13 protein-coding genes are annotated in these 16,846 nt (G+C 43.8%); 2 read left to right on the top strand and 11 right to left on the bottom strand.

Features of this window, described 5'->3' with window-relative positions; translation table 11 throughout:
* Positions 1-378 precede the first annotated feature (378 nt).
* Together fdxA and mutS are read right to left on the bottom strand one after the other, a co-directional pair.
* Positions 379-702: a ferredoxin FdxA gene (gene fdxA, locus DFP79_RS01190; protein WP_133502135.1), complete on the bottom strand. Its 324-nt coding sequence runs from the start codon at positions 700-702 to the stop codon at positions 379-381.
* 214 nt (positions 703-916) lie between these two features.
* Entirely contained in the window at positions 917-3,553 is a 2,637-nt protein-coding gene (gene mutS, locus DFP79_RS01185) for a DNA mismatch repair protein MutS (RefSeq protein ID WP_133502134.1), read from the bottom strand.
* Positions 3,554-3,747: 194 nt separating this feature from the next.
* Between mutS and DFP79_RS01180 the strand changes: the two genes are divergently transcribed.
* Both DFP79_RS01180 and recA read left to right on the top strand, forming a co-directional pair.
* On the top strand, positions 3,748-4,239 hold the full coding sequence (locus DFP79_RS01180) for a CinA family protein (protein ID WP_133502133.1): 492 nt from the start codon (positions 3,748-3,750) through the stop codon (positions 4,237-4,239).
* Positions 4,240-4,379: 140 nt separating this feature from the next.
* Complete coding sequence (recA, locus tag DFP79_RS01175; RefSeq protein WP_133502132.1) at positions 4,380-5,426, top strand: recombinase RecA; 1,047 nt, start codon at positions 4,380-4,382, stop codon at positions 5,424-5,426.
* Between the two features lie 82 nt (positions 5,427-5,508).
* On the opposite strand, the gene DFP79_RS01170 is transcribed toward recA, so the two are convergent.
* The 9 genes from DFP79_RS01170 to DFP79_RS01130 form a co-directional block, all read right to left on the bottom strand.
* Positions 5,509-7,560 (bottom strand): LruC domain-containing protein, encoded by a 2,052-nt coding sequence (locus tag DFP79_RS01170; protein WP_166637614.1) that lies wholly within the window; start codon positions 7,558-7,560, stop codon positions 5,509-5,511.
* A 20-nt stretch (positions 7,561-7,580) separates the two neighbouring features.
* Positions 7,581-8,057: a hypothetical protein gene (locus tag DFP79_RS01165; protein WP_133502130.1), complete on the bottom strand. Its 477-nt coding sequence runs from the start codon at positions 8,055-8,057 to the stop codon at positions 7,581-7,583.
* A gap of 201 nt (positions 8,058-8,258) precedes the next feature.
* On the bottom strand, positions 8,259-9,770 hold the full coding sequence (locus DFP79_RS01160; RefSeq protein ID WP_133502129.1) for a sigma-54-dependent transcriptional regulator: 1,512 nt from the start codon (positions 9,768-9,770) through the stop codon (positions 8,259-8,261).
* 68 nt (positions 9,771-9,838) lie between these two features.
* The gene (locus tag DFP79_RS01155; RefSeq protein WP_133502128.1) at positions 9,839-11,386 is read right to left on the bottom strand and encodes a SpoIIE family protein phosphatase; all 1,548 of its coding nucleotides are present in this window, start codon (positions 11,384-11,386) and stop codon (positions 9,839-9,841) included.
* Positions 11,387-11,396: 10 nt separating this feature from the next.
* Positions 11,397-12,803 carry a response regulator gene (locus DFP79_RS01150; protein ID WP_133502127.1) on the bottom strand — a complete coding sequence of 469 codons (1,407 nt, stop codon included), beginning with the start codon at positions 12,801-12,803 and terminating at the stop codon, positions 11,397-11,399.
* Between the two features lie 10 nt (positions 12,804-12,813).
* Positions 12,814-13,521, bottom strand: a complete 708-nt coding sequence (locus tag DFP79_RS01145) for a tyrosine-protein kinase family protein (RefSeq protein WP_133502126.1) — start codon at positions 13,519-13,521, stop codon at positions 12,814-12,816.
* A 20-nt stretch (positions 13,522-13,541) separates the two neighbouring features.
* A complete protein-coding gene (locus DFP79_RS01140; protein WP_133502125.1) occupies positions 13,542-15,644 on the bottom strand; it encodes an SLBB domain-containing protein in 2,103 nt (700 codons plus the stop codon).
* A 1-nt stretch (position 15,645) separates the two neighbouring features.
* A complete protein-coding gene (locus DFP79_RS01135; protein WP_133502124.1) occupies positions 15,646-16,464 on the bottom strand; it encodes an OmpA family protein in 819 nt (272 codons plus the stop codon).
* 27 nt (positions 16,465-16,491) lie between these two features.
* Positions 16,492-16,821 (bottom strand): STAS domain-containing protein, encoded by a 330-nt coding sequence (locus tag DFP79_RS01130; RefSeq protein ID WP_133502123.1) that lies wholly within the window; start codon positions 16,819-16,821, stop codon positions 16,492-16,494.
* Positions 16,822-16,846: the final 25 nt, after the last annotated feature.

Here is a 16,846-nt window from a genome sequence, read left to right as displayed (position 1 = left end):
TCCGAACACCTGACATTTCTTTTTGATTTTTATTAACTGCTTGTTGTATATAAAAAAATAGATTTCACGTCGTATTTTTGAGTATTTGTGTATTCCTGAATAAGGTCATATCTTTAGATTCATGAAAGGATATTTCAGGAATTGGCGATAAGGAATTGCCTGCTAGGGAAGCACTCATATTTAAGGATAGGGCTGGACGCTGACAAGGAGATGGACGACACAACGCGACGGATTGTGTTGCCATATGGAGTGGTTAGGACTCGATAGAATATCGATACTCAGGAATGAGAGGTTGTCAGGACGGCAACAAAAAAAGCGACTTCATAGTCGCTTTTTTTGTGTCTGACTTTTATATTGTTTCAATTAAAGTCTCTGAACTTAGCGTTCTAAGTGCTCTAATTTATCTTCAATACCATCCCAAGTAGCAGCATCAGGATGCGCGTCTTTCTTTTCAGTAATGTTTGGCCAAACATCAGCAAGATCTTTGTTTAACTCAACATAAACTTCTTGATTCTCCGGTAGTTCATCTTCAGAGAAGATCGCATTAGCAGGACATTCCGGTTCACAAAGTGCACAGTCGATACACTCATCAGGGTTAATGACCAAGAAATTTGGACCTTCATAAAAGCAGTCTACAGGACATACTTCTACACAGTCAGTGTATTTACAGCGAATACAGTTATCAGTAACGATGAAAGCCATACAGCTTCTCCTTTAAAACTTAAAAGCAAATGTTTGGGAAGAGGTTGCGTTGGCGCTTGGCCTTCCGTCAATCCTAAAACTTCCTCTAATTATAATGTGGCGATATTTTAGAGTGTTAGACTATTTTTCAGCAAGGAACAAATAGTATTCATCTAAACTTATCTGGTCTTAGCTTATAATATTATTAAAACATATTTTTATATAACAAAAACCTTTATAGAAACTCTTTTAACTTATACAGCGTGTTTAGGGCTTCAATCGGGCTTAGGTTATCAAGATCCAATTCGAGAATGGATTCTTTTAGCTCGTTCTTTTCTGCTTCGGCAAATAAATCTGGCTGCCAGTTTTGTGAGCTTTCTTGAACTTGGCTTGAGTGAGTGTTGTTCGTGTGATCTTGTGAGTCCGACAGAGTCAATGTGTTCGATTTTATGGGCAGGCTGTCTGATTCTAATTCAGCTAATTTGTTTTTTGCATGACCGATGACAGTACGAGGTACTCCCGCAAGTTGAGCAACCTGTAAACCGTAGGATTGACTTGCTGGGCCGTCGTGAACCTGATGCATAAAGACGATTTCATCTTCATACTCAGTCGCGGTTAGGTGTACGTTAGCCGCTTGTGGGAGCTGTTCCGCGAGTGTCGTTAGCTCAAAGTAGTGAGTGGCGAAAAGAACGTAGCACTTTAGCTGGTTTGCCAGATACTCAACGGCTGACCATGCTAAAGATAATCCATCAAATGTGCTTGTTCCGCGGCCCACTTCGTCCATAAGGACTAAGCTGTCTTTAGAAGCGTTGTTTAGAATGTTCGCAGTTTCAGTCATTTCCACCATAAAAGTCGATCGTCCACCGGCGAGATCATCGGACGACCCCATTCGCGTAAAGATACGATCAACGATCGAAATCGATGCTTTTTGTGCGGGGACAAAGCTTCCGGTATGTGCGAGCAAGGTGATGATTGCAACTTGGCGCATATAGGTAGATTTACCACCCATATTCGGACCTGTGATCATGAGTAGGCTGCGCTGCCTGTTTAATTCCAGATCATTTGGAATAAAGGGGTCTGAAATCACTGATTCGACGACCGGGTGACGCCCGGCTTGGATCGACAAACCGCCGTTGTTGTGCAGATCTGGACAGTTAAAACTAAGTCGTTCTGCACGCTCAGCAAAGGACGTCAGAACATCGAGCTGTGCCACCGCCTGACTGCTGGTCTGAAGCTCTCCTAAAATGTCATTAAGTTGATCCAACAAATCTTCGTAAAGCTGTTTTTCACGGGCGAGCGCTTTAGATTTTGCACTTAAGGCTTTGTCTTCGAACTCTTTCAGCTCCGGCGTGATAAAACGCTCCGCATTTTTCAGTGTTTGACGTCGCACGTATTCGACGGGCGCCATGTCTGAATGCAGTCGACTGATTTCTATGTAATAGCCATGTACACGGTTGTAACCAACTTTAAGAGACTGAATCCCTGTACGTTCTTTTTCACGTCGCTCGATCTCAGCAAGGTAGTCCGTGGCATTGGTCGACAAAGAGATGAGTTCATCTAATTCGGAGTCGTAACCAAGGTCAAAAATTCCGCCGTCACGAATAACAGAAGGTGGGTTTTCAACCAATGCACGCATCAATGTATTGGCGATTAAAGGTTGTTCAATGATTCGTTTATTGAGCGAATTAAGGCGCTCGCTTTCGATCTCTTTAAGAATAAGGCGAATTTCAGGGAAGCTGTCGAGAGCAAAGCGCAGTCTTAATAGATCTCTAGGTCTTGCTGAACGCAGCGCGACACGTGAAAGGATACGTTCAAGGTCGCCAACTTGTTTTAAAATAGGCTGAATCAAGTCATAACCTGCGCCATCTTTAAGTGCTTTTACAGCGGCTTGGCGCTGATGAAGTTCCTCTAACTGACGAATAGGAGTATGCAGCCAACGTTTAAGCAGTCTAGACCCCATAGGCGTTGCACAGGTGTCTAAAACACTGACCAAGGTATTGGTCTGGGTGCCTGTAAGATTTTGATCTATTTCTAAGTTTTTTCGCGTTGCTCCATCGATCAGTACCGAGGCATCTCTTTGTTCAACACTTATCGACTGGATGTGAGGCAGCGAAGATCGCTGTGTATCTTTTGCATATTGTAGAAGAGCGCCGGCTGATGCTGTCGCGGCGGTTAACGCTTCACAGCCAAAACCGGATAAGTCTTTTGTATTAAATTGTTGAATAAGTTGGCGATAGCTGGACTCGTAATCAAAATGCCATGGACCGAGTTCACAAATTCCTTTTTCTAACTGGATACAGTCACGAGCAGGGAAATCTTCAGAAATAAGCACTTCCATTGGAGATAGACGTTGCAACTCGCTGGAAAGAGCATCAAATCCATCTACTTCAAATAGACAAAAACGCCCACTGGCCATGTCTAAGTAAGAAAAGCCAAAGACATCCAGTCCCTTACGTTGAGTATGGGCAATACTCAATAGAAGGTTTTCTCTTTTTTCTTCAAGGAAAGCTTCATCACTGATTGTTCCAGGTGTAACGATACGAGCGACTTGACGTTCTACTGGGCCTTTAGATGTTGCTGGGTCACCTACTTGCTCTGCAATAACAACCGATTCACCCATCCTTACAAGGCGTGCTATGTAGTTTTCCGCTGCGTGAAATGGGATGCCTGCCATAGGGATAGGTTTGCCACCAGAATGACCACGAGCAGTAAGCGTAATGTCTAATAGTTCCGATGCACGCTTGGCGTCCTCATAAAAAATCTCGTAGAAGTCACCCATGCGATAAAACAACATTTGATTTGGGTGCTCGGACTTTAGGCCAAAATACTGGCGCATCATAGGAGTATGGTTGTCTGAAGAGGATTTGGTCATAGGGTTCGTTACGTTGTTGTTACACTGAGTGTTTATGTCTATTGTGTAATACGTTTTGACTTTATATACACGCCTTAACGCACTTTTAAACAGTAAGTATGTTGGCAGATAACAATGTCACGCTAGAATCAAAACACAATAATAGATAACGTCGCATTCTACGCTAAAAGCGCAAGGGATTTAAGGTAAATTAAATGAATGATCTAGAAAGAAAAATTAACCAATTGGTCGTAGAAACGGCAGAAGTCTTGTCTGGTCGTGGCTGGATGCTTGTAACGGCTGAGTCTTGCACGGGAGGCTTAATTGGCGCATCTTGCACTGAACTTTCAGGCAGCTCAGCGTGGTTTTTTGGTGGGGTAATAAGTTACGACAATATGGCAAAAGTGAAAGGTCTCAGTGTCAGTGAGCAAACCCTTATAGACGAAGGTGCGGTAAGCGAGCTGACCGTAAAGCAGATGTGTCTAGGGGCGTTACATCTTGGTGGTGACATTGCTGTGGCCGTAAGTGGTGTCGCAGGTCCTTCGGGCGGGTCGGATGATAAACCTGTCGGTTGCGTTTATATCGGCTGGCAAAGAAAAGGCTCTGAAGCTTATGTTGAGCGTTGTCAATTTGAAGGAAACCGCAAAGAGATCCGACAGAGAACAGTCATAAGAGCACTTGAAGGAGTGATGTCGAGCGCAAAATAAAAAATACTGTTTTTTTATACAGTATTTTCTTGTGTGCTGAAGAAAAAGAAGATAGAGTTGCATTCAAGATATTAGAGACCACTGCAATCATAAAACATACGCAGCGTGTTCGAAAGAAGATTATTTAGAAGGGCTTTTATATGTCAACAGCAGACAACAAGAAAAAAGCGCTAGACGCAGCGCTTTCCCAAATCGAACGTCAGTTCGGTAAAGGCGCCATCATGAAGATGGGTGAAGGAGCGAAACTCGATATCGATACGGTATCGACTGGATCATTGGGGTTGGATATTGCTCTGGGTGCTGGTGGCCTGCCGTTTGGACGTATATGTGAAATCTACGGTCCAGAATCCTCTGGTAAAACAACGCTAACGTTAAGTGTTATTGCAGAAGCGCAAAAGCAAGGTAAAACGTGTGCATTTATTGACGCTGAGCATGCATTAGATCCAGGTTACGCAGAGAAGCTTGGTGTTAATATTGGTGAGCTTTTAGTCTCTCAGCCTGATACTGGTGAACAAGCGTTAGAAATTTGTGACATGTTGGTTCGTTCTAACAGTGTTGACGTTATTATCGTCGATTCGGTTGCAGCACTTGTGCCTAAATCTGAGATCGAAGGTGAAATGGGCGATTCGTCAGTGGGCGTGCAAGCTCGATTGCTTTCTCAAGCAATGCGTAAATTGACGGGTTCGATTAAGAATGCAAACTGCCTTGTCGTATTCATTAACCAAATTCGTATGAAGATTGGGGTTATGTTTGGTTCTCCTGAAACTACAACAGGTGGTAATGCGCTTAAGTTTTACAGCTCAGTTCGCCTTGATATCCGCCGTATCGGCTCGGTGAAACAGGGTGATGAGGTCATCGGTAACGAGACTCGAGTTAAGGTTGTTAAGAACAAGATCGCACCTCCGTTTAAACAAACGGAATTCCAGATCATGTACGGCCGAGGTATCTACCGTATGGGCGAAATCATCGATTTGGGTGTGAAACAAGGCTTCGTTGATAAATCTGGAGCTTGGTACGCTTACGGTGGCAATAAGATTGGTCAGGGTAAAGCAAATGCTGCGCAATACCTAAGCGACAACCCTGAAATAGCGCAAGAAATTGAAACCAAAATTCGCGAAGCTTTATTGCCAACTTCGCAAAAAGAAGACAAAAAAGACAAGGCTGATGAAGATAAGTTAGAGTTTTAATCTTTCTTCATTCTCGATTCTACAAAAAATCCCCGCCTAGTGCGGGGATTTTTTGTAGAACTAAATTTTATTTCCCCCACCTTTATTGATTACTGATTATTCGCTGTAATGAATGCGGTTTTTTATACCAGTCTTGTTCGAGTTGTCCGGCAGATTCGACGTAATCGACAAAGCGCGGATAGGCTTTAACCAAGTCAATATGTTCCATGGGATGATTCCATAATACTGGCAGCTCCAAGGCCCAAGGCATTCCATTTTCATTTAAAAATGCGTTGTTTGGATAATCCGATCGGTCGTCATAAGTACCGAACAAAGAATGATTAAAGCGAGCCGATACTTTCTTGTTTTTTAAATGCACTTCGAGTCCGCGACCTGGTTGCCCTATACCATGCCATCGGTTTGGTGTCGCAAAAATGAAGGGGTTAAGCACCCCTTTAGGAGCGGTTGTATCGTCTATTGACGTTGATAAAGGAACAGATATCGAAAAATCCAATTCTGTTAATTCGCCACAACCAACTTGAGTGCGATAGAAGCGGCATCCGTCTGGCTTGCTAATGTGATCCCAAAGGTTATTCGCAATCACAACCACAGCATCGTCTGTATCTGAGCCTTTTTCTAGCGGCTTCGCATCGGGAATAATCGTATTGTCGAGTTGGAACACAATGGCGGCTTGGTTTACAGCAGAGCGAGGGATTCCGTCTAGCTGAATGGCAAAGCCGTTACTGTAACTTGCACCATGAGCAAGAATACTGCCTTCGATAACGTATCTAACGGCCTGACCTTCTTTTACATATCTATGAGTATTATAAGAGACAACAACGTCGTTCATATCATAGTCACCAATAACGGGCCATTTATCTTCGTATGCTAAGGTAGTATGTCTGTTTGCAGAAGGGTAAGAATAGACTGTAGTTCCTTGCTCGGATACGACAATTTGAATGTCTTCGACCTCTCCATCCGATACGCCCCCATTGGGGCCAATTCCACTCGAAGTAGAGTATCGAGTGCGCATCCATGTGGTTCCAGTCTCTGCGTTCGCTGGAGTGTCAAAAACGACGAGGTTATCACCCTCAGTCAGTGATTGATCGGTTACCACTTGATCGGAGCCATTAAACTCGCCATCTTGACTCCAATCGACCCACATATTAACGGCGCCTGAGCCTTTTGTTTTGATGGATATCGCAGTATCTAACCCTTGCTCAAATGTTGTTACTGGCGTCACTCCGTTGGGCGCTCCACCGAGTGTCTCTCCAAGATAGATCGTATCTGACATGTTGTGCCGTGCACCGTTATTTTCAATGTTGGAGCCGTAACTGTCGGGGGCGTCTCCAAAGTCCACTCTGGAGCTCTCGTCTAACAAGTTGGCAAAGGCACACCGTGCTCCGTCGTTTTGAGATGATGAAGGGCCATGTGCAAAAAATTCAGCTTCGGGCGAAGGGTCTTGAACGTTAATTCGAAAAATATGGCCGTCAGAATTTCGACTGATGTAAAACGTTCCATTCTCGTCAAAATAAGATGCGCCAAACGTACCGCTTTGTCCCACGTTGCCGAGTGCAATTGAATCGCCAATGTCAGTGTCTATTTGGTGCAGTGTTCCATGGCGATCAACGGCATAAAGCTGGTTGTTCACTGGGTGCATAGCAAAGTCGAAGATGGCGATATTAAGCACACTTCCATCGACGACTCGTTGAGTTTGAAGATAATCAGGTGAGGATGAATCTAAACTTATTTTATACAGTCCATACGCACTGCCAGGACGATATAAGTAGTACGTATTTTCAACAAGTGAAATGTCTCCGACATAGAAATTGGCACTGGGTAGATTTGAGGCGGCTAATGCTTCTAATTGATAATTAGAGTGAATCCGAGTGATGCCGGTAAATTCTTTGCTGTAGGCATATAAATAGTCGTCGTGGAAGTTGTATGCCATTGCGTTTAACGTGTTGTTTGTCCCTAAGTTATCAGAGAGCGTTTCATAGAACCCTGTAGCAAGGTCGACACTGTAAAGCTTAGCGACAGTACCTTGAATTAGGAATGCATTGCTTGGACACTCAGTAAACGGGCTGGCGTGCAATTCTGGTATCAGTGCAGCGCTTACTAACCCGCTGAGAGCCAGAGATTTATAATTTTTCATGATTTCTCCTTTAGCTGGCATTAGCGCACTACCCAGTAACCGCCATCGGTAGGCTGCCACTGATAGGTTGTTTTTTCTGAAAAGTTTGAATAAGGGCGCATTTCTAGGATCAAAAGATGTTCGTGTTTCGCGATTGTAAGCGGTATTTGGAGCTCACCCGTCGCGATGGTTGCTTTAAAAACGCACTGGGAATAATCAATTGATGGGGGTTCTCTGGTTGTAAGAGCCGATTCTGAGCCTACTGGTAAGCATATGTTTACCATGACGCGCTCGTTTGCGAAGGCCGCTAATTGGAGATCCAACGAAATATTATGATGGTTGGAAAAGTTAAAGTCTGCCGACGATTTAAGTTCTGAAGTGGTGGTATCTGTCGAGTTGTATGGCTCATTATCGGCAGAATCACTGTTATCGGTAGAGGTGGTTGATGAAGTGCCGGAGCCACCGCCACACCCGCTTAATAACATGACAATTATTATCATAGTGGGGTATTTGTACATGAGTATGCGCTCCATAGGTTGGTAACATACTCCATAACTGCAACTAGTAAGCCTACTTATATTTGTCTTTTTAAATCAACGTATTAGATGAGTTCTTTATGCGTTTTTTTGCAAAATGCAAACATAAATACGGTAACATCAGGAAGGAGGGTTTGCAGTTTGCAAATCTCCAAAATAAGTGGGTGTCGCAAAGTTGGGCAATTAGCCTTCTTTTGTTTCGCTATTTTCTTTCATCGCATCCCACTGCTGTTTTTTCCGGTAGATAGTGGAAGGGCTCACCTCGAGTTTTGCAGCCGCTTGGGGGATATTGTCGTCACAAAGTTCAATGGCGGTTTCAATCACTTCTTTTTCGACAATCCAGAGCGGGCGAATATCCTCAGTAGAGGAGGCTTTAAAACGTGCCAAAGAGGGTGATTGCATGGAAGAATTTGAAGGCGCTAAATTACTTGTTATCGCGCTTGCTTGAGACCTGTTTCTGGACAACTCTGCCATTGGAGGCGCTATCGGGGCGGCCACATCACCGAGCGTGCGAGATAGGTTATTAAGCGGAGGTGGCAGCATGTCTTCATCAACAGTATCTCCATCGTTTAAAACGATGATATTACGGATGACATTTTGCAACTGACGTATGTTGCCAGGCCAAGGGTAGCTGTTTATTACCACTTCGGCTTTGGGGGAAAACTGGGAAAAATGCTTATTTTCTTCTTTACTGTAAAGGTTTAAAAAATGCCGTGCTAGTAAAATCAAATCGTATTCGCGATCTCTCAATGGCGGCAAATGTATAGGAATAACATGTAATCGATAATACAAATCTTCTCTGAATCGGCCTGTTTCAACTTCTTTTAAAGGGTCTCTGTTTGTTGCACAGATAAACCTCACATCGACTTGTTTGGTTTCACTGCTCCCCACTTTTTGAAAGCTACCCGTTTGAATAAATCGAAGTAGCTTAACTTGTAAATCGAGATCCATTTCACAAATTTCATCAAGAAATAAAGTCCCTTGATGCGCTCGTTCAGCAGCACCTTGGCGTGGCGATATTGCTCCTGTAAACGAACCTTTCAAATGACCGAAAATTTCGCTTTCCATTAAGTCTTTAGGAATGGCACCGCAATTGAGTGCCACGAATGGTTTCTCTTTTCGCTGACTAAGGGAGTGAATGGCTTCAGCGCAGACTTCTTTGCCCGTGCCGCTCTCGCCAGTAACAAATGTGGTTGCTTTGCTGGGCGCAGCGCTGTCAATAATATTGTATACACGCTGCATGGCTAAAGAACTGCCCACAAACCCTTCGAAATGACTGCGTTCATAGTTATCTTTGAGCGTTTTAATTTGAGTTTCTAATTGCCGACTTCTTAGCGCATTCTGCACAGTGGTGATCAATCGGCTAGCGCTAAATGGCTTTTCGATGAAATCAATTGCACCATGTTGCATGGCTTCTACTGCGTATTCTACGGAGCCATTTGAGGTGATAACGATAGAAGAAGAGGGTAAATCGTTGCTGTTAACGAACTTTAGAATCTCAAGCCCATTCATATCAGGTAGATGTATATCGACTAACAACACATCGAAAGATGCTTTTTTAAGCGCATCCAGCGCCGATTTCCCGTCGCTTACGACGGTGAGGCCATAGGGAAGAGATTCCAAATAACTTAGATAGAGCTCAGCCATAGTTTGGCTGTCTTCAATAATAAGAATAGAAGCTTCCCTTGATGCCATAAACAAATCTCCGAGTGAGTTATTGAAACTAGCGTGTTTCTTAACGCCATCTACCTCACATTATGTTTTCAGGCAAATTTGCCTGCGAGGTTTTTATGAGGCTGTTTTTCAATAACAATTAAGCTGATGTCGTCGATGTTCGGTAATAGAGTGACAAATTCCGATATCGTATCTCGCATATCTTTTCGGTCTTGATACGGCGTATTGAAGAGTGATTGTAATGTTTGTAGCCTGTCTGTTTCTGCTTGGAAGTCATTTGCTATTTCAACTAAACCGTCAGTAAACAATAGCAGACGCTCGCCATCTTTGAGAACACATTGATTCGATTCAAATATTGGAGAGCCAAATAATCCAAGAAGTGGTGCTGTGAATGGCAAGGAGGCGAGCGTTCCTTCTTTGGTTACTAAGTAGGGTGGAAGGCCACCTGTATTTAGAATATTGATACTCTCGTTTGAAATAGACAGCGTAAGCATAGTCGTCAGAACATCATTGCCTGCTAGGTTTAACCAGTGATTTGTTGTGTCGCAAAGGTAAGAGGGGTAATCCGATGTTTCCAAATTAGTGGATTGAAAATGGTAAGAAGAAGATTGAACCGCGCCGAGCAGCCTTGCTGCGTTAAAGCTGGATTTTAGATCGTGTCCCATGACATCACACAGTGTTATTCCTAACGAGCAATTGTTTAGTTTTTCGAAATGCCAACAATCGCCGCCGCCAATGTCTGCACTTTGTGTAAACGTGCTAATGAGGTAACCGTCTAGAATTTCTTCGTGAACCGTATGACGTAGTTTGGATTTTATGTCTGTATCAAGCAATTTATGGGTCTGTTGTTCTATGCTTTTTCGTTGTTGAAGAACTCGATCAATCACGCTAATGAGCTTGTTTTTTTGAATAGGCTTTAGGATAAAGTCATCAATATTAAATCGTGCGATTCCATTTTCGAGTGATTCGTTACTGTCGCCCGTTAAAAAAACAAAGGGCGTGATTGCTAAATGGGTGATGGCGCTGATGTGCTCACGAAAGGATATGCCATCAAGCTCTGACATGTGTATGTCTGAAATGATGATGTCTACTTGATTATTCTTGAGCCATTGGAAAGCGTCTAGAGGTGATTGGAAAAGACAAAGTTCGTGTTCTTGGAGGTACAGCTCCAGTAAAGACAGTTGCACAGTGTCGTCGTCGATAATAGCGATTTTGTAGAGCGCTTTTTTATTCTCTGTTTGAAGCTTTAGTCGCCATTGATTTTTAGGCGTGCCGACGTGATAGGTACATTGGTCAAACTGATCTTTCAAAATAGACAAACCATACCCGCTGGTTTGCAGATCCGCATTGAGTAACTCGTCAAGTTCATTGATCTCTAAATTGGCTATCTTACCGCCGTTATCATCGAGTGTGAGCGTAAAATCCAATGAGCTCCAATCGAGTTTTAGTGTTATTTGCGTTGGTGTGGGATGACTGTGTCTAATATAGTTTGCACTGATTTCGCTGATTGCGAGTAACACTAAGTTTTGCTGAGAAACGGACAGCGGCGACTGGAGTAAAATCATTTGGGCCGCATTTCTGAGCTTTCGTGGTAAGTCTAGATCGAAGTTAAAATTGATTGTATGTGCTATCCCCATTTTGTCGCCCCTAGTTTAACGTTTGATGCAGCTGGTGTTTTGAGTTTTCGAAGCTCTTTCTTGCTTGCAAGATGAGAGAGGCTGTTGTGTCAATATTATTGGTCGCATACAGGTGTTCAATTTGTTTTGCGATATTGGCAAGAGACACAAATCCAAAGCTGGCCGCTGTGCTTTTAATCGAATGGGCTTCTCGTTGTAAATGAGGCAGTTCACATGCCGTTGGGTTTTCTAGAATGGTGAGCCTGTTTTCGATTTCGTTTACGGCAATTTTTTTCATATGAACGGTTTTGTCTAAGCCGATGTCGCGTTTCATTTGCTCTATTACCGCTAAATCTAGCAAGTCGGCGTCTTGAGAAATGTCCAGTGGCTTTTCGATATTCTCGTCTATGGTGACATTGAGTGAGGCGGTTGAAATGCTAGACGCGCTCGGTTCTAGAGGAGACCGCTTGAGTGCTTGAAGTAGCTTTTCCTTATTGAGAGGCTTAAGCATAAAATCCTCAATATGCGACTCGATTAAACGTGTTTTTAAATCGGCAGTTTCGGTACCAGAAAGAGCAATGATTCGTGTGTTACGACACCGATCCAGCTGTTTTATTTTTTTAGCTGTTTCGTATCCATCCATATCAGGCATCTGTAAATCCATTAAAATACACGATAAAGGCTCATGTTGAGCGACCTTAATAGCGTCGTTACCACTGTCTGCAGTAATCGCAGGAATATTAGCTTCGTCCAGTAAACTCTTCGCTAAGATTAAATTTGTAGGGCTGTCGTCGACGATAAGAACTTTGTTTTTGGCTTGAGGAATACTTGATTGCAGAGGTTCGTTAGATGCGTCTTTAGGAATAAAAACGATGCAGTCTATTTCTCCTACCGAGAACCCCTGAATTTGTACCGACAGAATCGAGTTTGTTTGGCTGATCGCGTTGGTTCTTTTGATATTAAGTGTTTTGGTTTCCGATCTTGATTGCGTGTACGCAATCACCTGCTTTGTTCCCGCGCTGTCTAATGCATCTTCAAGAGAAAAATTACGATCATCATTTGCACAAAACAGTTCGAGTGTCGCTGGGTTAATATTTAATATATTGCCCTTATTGAAGGTCACCGTAGCGATCGGCAGTTGCTTGATAATCGTAAGTAGATCTGAATGATTCGACGGCTCTGGTGAGTAAGTGGAATGTGCTTCAGCGGGCGACATAGACTCGATGTTAGACAACACGTTGCTGTCTGCTGTTTCGTCTAGGTTCTTTTTTGTTTTCTTATCGATAGAAACAATTGCCATGCTTGCAATGAGGCTAAGCAGAACGCCAAGATGCAGCAAGAAAAACATAGGCTCAAACAACGGGAGCAGGTTTGCAATAGACAATAAGAATCCACCTGTAAGGCAAACCACTAATAACTTGGATTGGTTTTTTAGCATGTGAACCTCTTCATACTCGTAAATTAAGAAATGCAGAACGCCTTATCAGTTTCTTTAGTATATTAGATAGCCAAGGAAGGTAGCGGTTGAACCGGTTCGCTTCTCTCACCATCTCATTTGCCAAAGAGGGGAATTCGATATCGTTCATGATAATGCCTGCAAAACTCGTTTTTGCTTTTGCTAATTTGTCACAGCATGATTTGAGGACGGCTTGAGTTGTGACCTCAGACTGAACCAAGAGCAATGAGGCATCCGAAACGGAACAGATAAGGTCTGTTGGAATATCTCGATAATTGTTTCCGCTTATGGGCGCAGTGTCGATGACAATGCGATCGTAGCTTTTCAGCCAATCGTTTATTTGGGTGCGAACCAATCCCGGGTCCCGAAAGCTAAGGGGCGCGGTACTGCAAATTGGAGCCGGTAAATAATGGGTACCGACTGGAGAGGGCTTAATGATGGCTTTTTCTGAGTTTTCCCCAATGCTCCATCTGCTTCTTGGAAGTCCTAAAGAGCGGTCAAGGCTTGGGTTATACAAGTTTAAATCGATCAATAGAACGTGATATCCGTTTGCTTGATAACGTTTCGCCAATGCATACGCTGTCATTGAGGTTCCACACTGATTATGTGCCCCACATAAATTAGTAACGTGTGCGCCTTTTCGTTCGAGCGCGGTAAATATGGACTCTAGCTCGACATAATTGACGGGTAAATTATTCATCTTTCTCTCCAATTCGTTTGCTAAAGTACCAAAATAAGAAGGGTGGCTATGCTGATCATATCTCGGACGAAAGACATTGTTTGCGTCCACATACTGTTTTCTGTTGACGAAATATAAATGGTATCGCCAGGGCGAATGACAGGCAGAAGAGCGCCTTCGGGTGAGCGTAAATACGCCGCGAGGTCGAACACCAATGAGGTAGTATTACAGCACCCTTCATGAACAATTCTGACTTCACTGATGTCAGCCGAGTTAGTAGGGCCACCCGCCTGTGCCAGCGCATCTAATAAGTTCATGTCATCACTAAATCGATAATGCCCTGGGCTGACCAGTGCGCCCATAACCTTGATTGAGCGTTGCGCCTGTCCGTTGTAATCTTTAAGTGATTTTCCAGGGAGAAAGAGTGTGTCGCCTGCTTGAAGTGAAGGCAGAAGGCTTTCATCGCCCGTATCAAAATACAATGCAAGGTTAACCTTTGTTGTTTTTGCCTGTCTGTCGTTCCGATGAATAACCCTAGCAGCGCGTAAATCAGCGCTGTCGCTGGGGCCATTGGCCGCAGCTAGAACGTCTAGAAAACTTTCTTTTCCAGTAAAGCGATAACGTCCGGGAATGCCCACTTGTCCCATCACGAAAACGGAGTCTTCGCCTGTTTGTTTTACCCATTCTGCTTTGTCACTGACAGGAAATTGTGGGTGGCGCGGAATAACAATGGTATCGCCACCTTTTAGTTTCGGCATGGATTGCTCTCCCTTTCCGCCTAGATACTGAGCGAGGTTAAATTGGATAGGGGGCAAGTTTGGGCGTTTAATAGAAAGGTTGCTTATGTCGGCATCTTTGGTCGGGCCTCGGCTTTCAGCGATTAGATCCATTAAACTCATTTCATTTGACCATTCATATCGACCCGGTTTGACGACAGCGCCAATGATATGTATTGCTTTGTCAGACGTTATTTTTAACCAAGAAGTCTGATTAACGTCGTTTTTTTCGGGAACAAATATGGCGTCGCCTGGTTCTACTGCTGGAGGTGTCGCTGAGGAAAGCCCTTCCGTATAGGCTTGGAGATCAAACTCTGCCACGCTGTTATCGTTGCGAATAATTCGGATGGCACGGGTTCTGGCAAACCGAGATGGCCCGCCTGCATTCGCTAATATTTCTATAAAAGAAGCACTTTCTTGGATTTCGTATGCACCGGGGCGAAAGACTTCACCCATGATATAAACCGTTCTATTCCCTGACTTTACTTCCTCTTCTTTCATCGGAACAAAGATGGTTGCACCCGGAGCGACTTTTGGGAGCAGCTGATCACTTCCACCGTCCAAATAGTCTTTTAGGTCGAACAATATTGGATCGCCATCGGTAATCAGTCTGATCTGTCCAACGCTTGCAAAGCGAGTTACTCCTCCAGCTCGCATCAGCATATCGACAATGTTTTGTGTCGTGTCGTAGGTGAATGTCCCTGGTTTATGTACTTCACCAAATATTTTTACCGACAGTGCTTTCTCCGCAGCATCTCCGCCAGAAAGCAAGCTGGCGGCATCAAATTCAACCTCGACGTTACCTGTTAATGGGGATGACGGCACAAAAATGGTGTCTAGAGATTGCAACTCAGGAATAAGATTTGCGTCTCCCGTATCAAGGTATTGCTTATAATCGATTACAAAGGAGTCATTATTGCGGCGGATTTGTACTTTATTTAATTGTGCTCCGGGCTTTATTCCGCCCGCTTCGGTCAACGCCATTTGAAGGTTGCCATGTTGCGGAATTTCTACTTCGCCGGGTGTTTTGACATAACCTAAAACAGTAATGAGTAATCGGTGCTCTACCCGAGACAACGTTAACTGTTCTGTGTTTAAAAAATGGCTGGAAAGTTGAACCTGAATGAGCGTAGTCGCGTCGGCTAGACTGAGCCCTGTTAACGTAATGACACCGACTTCTGGCAATACGATATTACCCAATCGGTCGACTTCAAACGGTTCTTCGAATGCATCGTCTCCCAAGAAGTTTATTTGTAGACTATCTCCTGGTTGAATCAGATTGTTTGCATTATCTTGAGCAATGCTAAACGGCGATATTAACAGCAATATCATCAACGCTATCCGTAACTTAGGGTTCAACCAATCCATACTACTTCCCTCCCCAGATGTCTGTAATCCTAGGCCAGTATTTGAGTTTGTCTATTTTAAACGTCTCTTCATCCATACGACTGGCGATTACTTCAACGCGGCGGTTGTATTTCCGAGATTGCTCGTTGGCGTTATGACTTATGGGATTCCAAGGGCCTTCACCATTGCATCGAAGCTGATGTGCATCGACATTGTGTGCAATGAGATATCTTGAAACCGTTGCCGCTCGATTAAGTGCCAAATGTTCATTATTTTCAATGCTTCCACGAGCGTCAGTGTGTCCCACTAACGTCACTTTGAAGTTGGGGTTTAAAATAAGCCATTTGGCCAGTTCATCGAGCAGTTTTGGCATCTCTGCTGGCATCTGAGCGCTGCCTGATGCAAAGTTAGTTCTAGATAATTGCTCTAAGAGAGGAAGAATTTCTGCTAACGCGTCATCGTGTTGCTCACCCAAGCACGTGCTGCTGGCATGTAAAAAGGTTAGGCCTTTTTCAGCTTCTTCAATGCGTTGATCTAGGGTTCGAAGGTTTAAAGCGGCATCTTCGTTAAGGCCGGATTCATGTTCCCCATTGGCCACCAAGAGAAGTTTACGCATATTGTAGATCCGCCCAGGCATGCATTCTTGACCACCTGAATGTTCAAGCTGGTTTACACGAACGGCGGCAATTCGCAGAGCGTCTGATATCCGGCCATGTTCAGTAAATTGCAGCGGTAGGGGATAGTCTGCATCAGCAGGTTTAGCGGCGGGCTTAAAATGGCTGCAAGCCGATAAAGCAGATGCTATTAAAATAAGCGACAAGATATACGTTACATGATTCATGATAACCTCCTTGGATCGAATTCGCGCCTATGAAACGGCACAACTTCGAACATCGTCTTTGATGGTAATCGCTCGATTGATTCTGAGTAATGTCATGAGTTCTTTTGGTTGACCGTTCAATCCCGTTATTAAAAGAGCGCGCTCCTCTTCACGCAGGCGTTTAAATAGGAAAACGATCGCCCCAATACCGGATGAATCGATAAAGGTGACTTTTGATAAATCAAAGACTATGTCGCCTGCGAAGTCCTGCGGTATTTTCTCTAAAATATCCTTGCTTTCAGCGACTGCGACACAGTCCATTTCACCGGCGAGTTCCAATACTTCATAGGCGTTTAAGGTATAGTGGTTTTGATACATGGTTTTCTCCTAGATCACATAATGT

The sequence above is a fragment of the Marinomonas balearica genome, assembly GCF_004362145.1.
GTDB lineage: Bacteria > Pseudomonadota > Gammaproteobacteria > Pseudomonadales > Marinomonadaceae > Marinomonas > Marinomonas balearica.
The sequence above is the reverse complement of the archived record's forward strand: the minus strand, read 5'-3'. Positions and strand labels throughout refer to the sequence as shown.

Excerpts from the sequence above, each read along its gene's own strand:
- fdxA (WP_133502135.1), bottom strand. The coding sequence starts at position 702 with ATGGCTTTCATCGTTACTGATAACTGTATTCGCTGTAAATACACTGAC.
- mutS (WP_133502134.1), bottom strand. The coding sequence starts at position 3,553 with ATGACCAAATCCTCTTCAGACAACCATACTCCTATGATGCGCCAGTAT.
- DFP79_RS01180 (WP_133502133.1), top strand. The coding sequence starts at position 3,748 with ATGAATGATCTAGAAAGAAAAATTAACCAATTGGTCGTAGAAACGGCA.
- recA (WP_133502132.1), top strand. The coding sequence starts at position 4,380 with ATGTCAACAGCAGACAACAAGAAAAAAGCGCTAGACGCAGCGCTTTCC.
- DFP79_RS01170 (WP_166637614.1), bottom strand. The coding sequence starts at position 7,560 with ATGAAAAATTATAAATCTCTGGCTCTCAGCGGGTTAGTAAGCGCTGCA.
- DFP79_RS01165 (WP_133502130.1), bottom strand. The coding sequence starts at position 8,057 with ATGTACAAATACCCCACTATGATAATAATTGTCATGTTATTAAGCGGG.
- DFP79_RS01160 (WP_133502129.1), bottom strand. The coding sequence starts at position 9,770 with ATGGCATCAAGGGAAGCTTCTATTCTTATTATTGAAGACAGCCAAACT.
- DFP79_RS01155 (WP_133502128.1), bottom strand. The coding sequence starts at position 11,386 with ATGGGGATAGCACATACAATCAATTTTAACTTCGATCTAGACTTACCA.
- DFP79_RS01150 (WP_133502127.1), bottom strand. The coding sequence starts at position 12,803 with ATGCTAAAAAACCAATCCAAGTTATTAGTGGTTTGCCTTACAGGTGGA.
- DFP79_RS01145 (WP_133502126.1), bottom strand. The coding sequence starts at position 13,521 with ATGAATAATTTACCCGTCAATTATGTCGAGCTAGAGTCCATATTTACC.
- DFP79_RS01140 (WP_133502125.1), bottom strand. The coding sequence starts at position 15,644 with ATGGATTGGTTGAACCCTAAGTTACGGATAGCGTTGATGATATTGCTG.
- DFP79_RS01135 (WP_133502124.1), bottom strand. The coding sequence starts at position 16,464 with ATGAATCATGTAACGTATATCTTGTCGCTTATTTTAATAGCATCTGCT.
- DFP79_RS01130 (WP_133502123.1), bottom strand. The coding sequence starts at position 16,821 with ATGTATCAAAACCACTATACCTTAAACGCCTATGAAGTATTGGAACTC.